At 63.7% G+C, this 4157-nt stretch carries 5 protein-coding genes; 2 read left to right on the top strand and 3 right to left on the bottom strand.

The window, feature by feature from the left end; genetic code table 11:
* The first annotated feature begins 78 nt into the window (after positions 1-78).
* Entirely contained in the window at positions 79-522 is a 444-nt protein-coding gene (gene cadR / locus KY379_RS26960; protein WP_133325172.1) for a Cd(II)/Pb(II)-responsive transcriptional regulator, read from the top strand.
* Positions 523-561: 39 nt separating this feature from the next.
* Here cadR and KY379_RS26965 read toward each other — a convergent pair whose 3' ends face one another.
* Genes KY379_RS26965 through KY379_RS26975 form a run of 3 tightly spaced genes read right to left on the bottom strand, consistent with a single transcriptional unit; the run spans position 562 to position 3190 of the window.
* Positions 562-1533, bottom strand: a complete 972-nt coding sequence (locus KY379_RS26965; protein WP_196171318.1) for a thymidylate synthase — start codon at positions 1531-1533, stop codon at positions 562-564.
* 51 nt (positions 1534-1584) lie between these two features.
* Positions 1585-2391, bottom strand: a complete 807-nt coding sequence (gene lgt / locus KY379_RS26970; RefSeq protein WP_196171317.1) for a prolipoprotein diacylglyceryl transferase — start codon at positions 2389-2391, stop codon at positions 1585-1587.
* 16 nt (positions 2392-2407) lie between these two features.
* Positions 2408-3190 (bottom strand): sulfite exporter TauE/SafE family protein, encoded by a 783-nt coding sequence (locus tag KY379_RS26975; protein ID WP_133325178.1) that lies wholly within the window; start codon positions 3188-3190, stop codon positions 2408-2410.
* Positions 3191-3319: 129 nt separating this feature from the next.
* Here KY379_RS26975 and KY379_RS26980 point away from each other — a divergent pair, with 129 nt between their 5' ends.
* Positions 3320-4066 carry an NRDE family protein gene (locus KY379_RS26980; RefSeq protein WP_261242693.1) on the top strand — a complete coding sequence of 249 codons (747 nt, stop codon included), beginning with the start codon at positions 3320-3322 and terminating at the stop codon, positions 4064-4066.
* Positions 4067-4157 lie beyond the last annotated feature (91 nt).

Below are 4157 nucleotides of genomic sequence, written 5' to 3' on the forward strand. Positions count from 1 at the left end.
CGGCGTAAGGGCGCGCAGTTCGCACGCCTCGCTATCCCTCCCCGCACTAAAGTACGGGGTATCTCGCGGAGAAAACCTATGAAAATCGGAGAACTGGCCAAGGCCACTGACTGCCCCGTCGAGACCATTCGCTATTACGAACGCGAGCAGTTGCTGCCGGCGCCGGCGCGCACCGAGGGCAACTATCGGCAGTACACCCAGGCCCACGTCGAACGGCTGACCTTCATCCGCAACTGCCGCACCTTGGACATGACCCTCGACGAAATTCGCAGTCTGCTGCGCCTGCGCGACAGCCCGGATGACTCATGTGGCAGCGTCAACGCGCTGATCGATGAACATATCGAGCACGTGCAGGCGCGGATCGATGGGTTGCTGGCGTTACGCTCGCAATTGGTGGAGCTGCGCCAGCGCTGTCCCGCGCAAGGGGATGAGTGCGCGATCCTGCAGCGACTGGAAGAGAACGGCGCAGTCTCGGTGCCGGACACCGAGCATTCGCACGTCGGGCGCAGCCACGGACATTGAAGAGCCTGCGGGCCAATCGCCGGCTTGCCGGCGATTGCGTCAGACCGCCATCGGCGCCGTCATCGGCGCATGGTGCTCATAACCTTCCAGGCTGAAATCGCTCGGCTCGATCATCTCCAACCACTCAGGCTCGTACTTCCCGGTCTTGGCGAAATCCGGCACACGGTCGCTGATCACCAGCTTCGGCGCTTCCAGCGGCTCGCGCTTGAGCTGCTCGTTGAGCATGTCCAGGTGGTTCTCATATACATGGGCATCGCCAATGAAGTACGTGAACCAGCGCGGGGTGTAACCAGTCAGCCGGCCGAACAGCGACAGCAGCGCAGCACCCTCGGTGAGGTTGAACGGCGTGCCCAGGCCCAAGTCATTGGAGCGGATGTAGAGGGTCAGGGAAATTTCCCGGGTCTCGACATTCGGGTGGAACTGGTAGAGCAGATGACACGGCGGCAGGGCCATTTCGTCCAACTGCGCGCAGTTCCAACCGTGGAACAGGATGCGCCGGCTACCGGGATCGTTGGCGATGGTGTCCAGACACTGGCGCACCTGATCGATGGCCTTGTACAGGATCACGAACGCCTGACCATCCTCCTCGTCCTGGGCGATCTTGCGAAAGCCCGCCTTCTCGGCCATCTCGATGGCGGCCGGGTTGCTCAGCGCGATGCGCTTGTAGCCGGGCCACTGACGCCATTGCACGCCGTAGATCTCGCCGAGGTCGTCATGCCCCTGGCGGAACGGGTTGGCCAGCCACTGGGCATTCTCGTTGGCGTTCTGATCCCAGACCTTGCAGCCCAGCTCACGGAATTCGCCGGCGTTCTTCACGCCGCGCAGAAAACCGACCATCTCGCCGATCGCCGACTTGAACGCCAGCTTGCGGGTAGTGATGGCCGGGAAGCCCTTCTGCAGGTCGAAACGCAGCATGGCGCCCGGCAGGCTGATGGTGCGGACACCGGTGCGGTTTTCCTGCAGCGTGCCGTTGTCGATGACGTCGCGGACCAGGTCCAGATACTGTTTCATGGCTTACCTGTAGCAAAAACGGCAGGGGGATCACCCCTGCCGTGGGAATAATCAGGCGGGTTTCGCCGTGGGCTTGCGATTATAAGCCCACCAGATCAGGCCAAGGCCAGCCAGGATCATCGGCACGCAAAGAATCTGACCCATGGTCAGCCAACCCCAGGCCAGGTAACCGAGCTGGGCATCCGGCACGCGGACGAATTCGACGATGAAACGGAAGATGCCGTAGAACAGCGCGAACATGCCGGAAACCGCCATGGTGGGCCGTGGCTTGCGCGAGAACAGCCAGAGGATGACGAACAGCGCCACGCCTTCCAGGGCGAACTGGTAGAGCTGCGAGGGGTGACGCGGCAGTTGGGCCGGGTCGCTGAACGGCGGGAAGATCATCGCCCAAGGCACGTCGGTGGGTTTGCCCCACAGTTCGGCATTGATGAAGTTGCCGATGCGTCCGGCACCCAGGCCAATCGGCACCAGTGGCGCGACGAAGTCCATCAGCTCGAAGAACGACTTGTTGTTGCGTTTGCCGAACCACAGCGCCGCCAGCATCACGCCGATGAAGCCGCCATGGAACGACATGCCGCCCTTCCAGACCTCGAAGATCAGCGTCGGGTTGGCCAGGTAGGCGTGCAGGTCGTAGAACAGCACATAGCCCAGGCGACCACCGACGATCACCCCCATCGACAACCAGAACACCAGGTCGGAGAGCTTCTCTCGACTCCAGGTCGGGTCGAAGCGGTTCAGCCGGCGTGAGGCCAACAGCCAGGCGCCGCCGATGCCGATCAGGTACATCAAGCCGTACCAGTGGATTTTCAGCGGCCCGATGGCCACGGCCACGGGATCTATCTGCGGGTAAGGCAGCATGGGTATTCCTCTTGGTTCAAATCAGAAAGCTCAGACCTACGCAGAACAACAACGCAGCGAACAGACGCTTGAGCAGGCGTGGCGATAACTTGTGCGCCAGACGCGCGCCAAAACGGGCGAAAAACATGCTGGTCACGGCAATGCCGATCAATGCCGGCAGGTACACGAACCCCAGACTATGCGGCGGCAGATGCTCTTCGTGCCAACCCAGCAGCATGAAACTCAAGGCACTGGCGAGAGCGATCGGCAGACCGCAGGCCGATGAGGTGGCCACCGCCTGCTGCATCGGCAGGCTGCGCCAGGTCAGGAACGGCACGGTCAACGAGCCGCCGCCGATGCCAAAGATCGCCGAGGCCCAGCCGATCACCGCGCCCATGCCGACCAGCGCCGGTTTGCCGGGCGTGCCGCGGCTGGCCTTGGGCTTGAAGTCCAGGGCCATCTGGGCGGCGATCACCAGGGCGAACACACCGATGATCTTCTGCAATTGCGGTCCTTGAATCAACGAAGCGGTCTTGGCGCCGACGCCGGCGCCGAGCAGGATACCGAGCGTCATCCAGGCGAAGATCGGCCACTGCACCGCGCCCTTGCGGTGATGCTCCAACACGGCGTTGATCGAGGTGAAAACGATGGTCGCCAGCGAGGTGCCGACCGCCAGGTGGGTCAGTACCGAAGTGTCGAAGCCCTGAAGGGTGAAACTGAACACCAGGACCGGCACGATGATGATACCGCCGCCCACGCCGAACAGCCCGGCCAGCACGCCAGCACAGGCGCCCAACAGCAGATAGAGTACGAACTCCATTCGTCGTCCCCGAGAAATCGATGCGGCATGGTAACGGAAGCCGGCCCCGCGGCTCTAGTGAACTCTGTGTCAGGATGGATCGCCAAGGCCACGCTCGGTAGAGTGGAGGAAAATACGGGGGTTACACCTATGTGTCTGATCGTATTCGCCTGGCGGCCCGGGCATGCCCTGCCGCTGATCGTCGCGGCCAACCGCGACGAGTTCTATGCCCGCCCGACCCAGGCGCTGGGCGCTTGGGAAGACGCGCCTGGGGTGCACGCCGGGCGTGACCTGGAAGCCGGAGGCACCTGGCTCGGCGTCGGCCCGCAAGGGCGCTTCGCTGCATTGACCAATATTCGCGACCCCGGGCAACCGCTGGGGCCGCGCTCGCGTGGCGAGCTGGTGGCGGCGTATCTACAGGGCGAGCTTGGGGTCGAGGCCTACCTTGACCAAGCGGCCAGCCGCAGCGGGCAATATTCGGGGTTCAACTTGTTGGTGGGCGATGGCCGGCAACTGGGCTATCTGCATGCGCGCGAGGCGGCGCCGCGACTGCTCGAACCTGGGGTGTATGGCCTGTCCAATGCCGGGCTGGATACGCCTTGGCCGAAGCTGGTGAAAGCGCGCAGGGGGCTGGAGGGGTTGCTGGAGACGGCGGACCCGCAGCAGTTGCTGGCATTGCTGGCCGATGGGGAAACCGCGGCGGATGCCGATCTGCCGCAAACGGGCGTGGGTCTGGCCACGGAGAAGCTGTTGTCGAGCGTGTTCATTGCCAGCCAGACCTATGGCACTCGGGCGAGTACGGTGCTGATCGTGGATGATCGGGGTAGACGGCGGCTGGTGGAGCGTAGCTTCGGCCCGTTCGGGGGGCATCTGGGAGAGGTTTGCCTGGAGGTCTGATGCCGTCTGGGCCGGCGCTTTCGCGGGACAAGCCCGCTCCCACAGGTGCCGCGCTGCCCTTGAGAACAGTGCGGTGCCTGTGGGAGCGGGC

Source organism: Pseudomonas sp. HD6422, assembly GCF_025377065.1.
GTDB classification, from domain to species: Bacteria; Pseudomonadota; Gammaproteobacteria; order Pseudomonadales; family Pseudomonadaceae; genus Aquipseudomonas; species Aquipseudomonas putida_U.